This is a genomic window from Candidatus Aegiribacteria sp., from assembly GCA_021108005.1.
Taxonomy (GTDB): Bacteria; Fermentibacterota; Fermentibacteria; order Fermentibacterales; family JCC-6; genus Aegiribacteria.
Window position 1 is genome coordinate 1 of sequence record JAIORS010000070.1, and the last position, 2,108, is coordinate 2,108.

Sequence of the window (2,108 nt, forward strand, 5' to 3'; positions counted from 1 at the left end):
AGCCTGGTTCCGGTTATTTGTGATTTTTTCATTGGTGGACCTTATGGTACCCCGTTTAGTAGGCTACGTAATTTACAAAAATAACTGGGTCTGAATAATTTTAAGCAAGTTTCTATCAAAATAAGGAGAACAATGCAAATGATGAGACCATTAGAACAGTCTGAAAAAATAGAAAAGGCTGAAAAAAAAAGGCACAAAAAGACAGAAAAACAAGGAGAAAGGAAACATTAGCAGAAAAGAAAAAGGCAAAGAAGGCAAGAAAGGCTGTAAAGTTAGACGCTCTTAAGCAAATCAACCTCAATGCTGCTGGTTTAGACATAGGTGCAAGCGAGATTTATGCTTGTGTGCCGGAAGGACGGGATGAGCAATCTGTTCGTGCATTCAGCACATTTACATTTGATCTTAACGCTCTTGCGGATTGGTTAAGTACTTGTGGTGTTACTACAGTGGCTATGGAATCAACAGGCGTTTACTGGATTCCAATCTATGAAATTCTCGAAGATAGAGGGTTCGCCGTAAATCTGATAAACGCTCGCCATATAAAAAATGTTCCAGGCAAAAAGACTGATGTTTTTGACTGCCAGTGGATACAGCAGTTGCATACTTACGGTTTATTGCGTGGCTCCTTTCGTCCTGATGAAGATATGTGTGCTTTAAGGGAGCTTATTCGACATCGGGATAATCTGATTCGATACCGTTCCGGCCATATTCAGCATATGCAAAAAGCCATGCAGCTCATGAACGTTCAATTGAACAATGTGGTCAGTGACATTACCGGCATGACTGGATCGAAGATTATCCGTGCCATCGTTGCCGGAAAACGTGATCCGGAAAAGCTGGCAAAATTCAGAAATGTGCGTTGTGCCAATAGCGAAGAGGAGATTGCCAAATCATTAGAAGGCAATTACAAAGATGAACATGTATTTGCCTTGCAGCAGGCTCTTGAATTATATGACTTTTACAATAAGCAAATTGCGACCTGTGATGTCAAAATAGAAGCTAACTATACAGCCATTAAACCACAGATAGACATAAATGAATTTCCGTTAAAACCGCTTAAAATAAAGCGGAGTCCTCGTGGAAATGAGCCATGCTTTGATTTAAGAAGTTATTTGTATCAGGCAGCAGGAGTTGACCTGACTCAGATTGATGGAGTCAGTGCTTTGACTGTTCAGACAGTACTGACCGAAATTGGTCTTGATATGAGTAAATGGAGAACCGTTAAGCACTTTGCTTCATGGTTAGGATTATGCCCCCAGAATAATATTTCCGGGGGGAAAATATTGAAAACAGGCACAAAAAAAACCCAAAACCGTGCCAACAAAGCTTTAAGGCTGTCTGCCCAGAGTTTGAGCAATAGCAAAAGTGCTTTAGGGAGCTTTTATCGAAGAATGCGGGCAAAGCATGGTTCTCCAAAAGCTATCATAGCCACGGCCCATAAGCTGGCCCGTATCATCTATCACATGCTCAAATACAAGAAAGAGTATGCAGATCCCGGTGAAAAGTATTATGAAGAAAAATACAAAGATCGGGTCATTAAAAATCTAAAAAGAAAAGCCGCAACTCTGGGACTTCAATTAGTGCCCGCTACGTCCTAATGGCTTAAGATTTTTCTATGTGAAAGCATCAAGAAATAGATACCTTCCTTTTTGAATAAAGCGAAGAACAGGATGGGTATATCCAAAATACGTATATATTCAATAAAATTTGCCCAAAAGATCCTAAAAATCTTTCAAAAAAACTTCAAACCTCAAAATCGTAATTCTGCTCCTCAAAATAGAAAAAATAGGCGATTTTAGAGTTCCAAGACTCAAAATGGCTCAAAAAACCGGATTTGACTGTCAATAAAATATCAACAAAATCAATAGGTTGGGAAGTGTTTCTTAGTAGGTAAAAAGATTTAATTTAGTCCGGTCTTAGACTGGTCAATTTTAAACAGGAGAGTTATTATGGAAACAATCGGTGCATACGAAGCCAAAACTCATCTTATTCAACCTTTGATAATCATATAAAGGGCTGAGCATAAATCAAAAGAGTAGAAAGATTTTGTAATGCCGTAGAAGAAGTTATTGCGCATCAAGCGTGACATTTTCCTTCGGATCGCTTCG

The 2,108-nt window shown here is 39.0% G+C and carries 1 protein-coding gene; it reads left to right on the forward strand.

Annotated features, from left to right (window positions below; all coding sequences use genetic code 11):
- The first annotated feature begins 290 nt into the window (after positions 1–290).
- Positions 291–1,598, forward strand: coding sequence for an IS110 family transposase (locus K8S15_04455; GenBank protein ID MCD4775287.1), 1,308 nt, complete (start codon positions 291–293; stop codon positions 1,596–1,598).
- Positions 1,599–2,108: the final 510 nt, after the last annotated feature.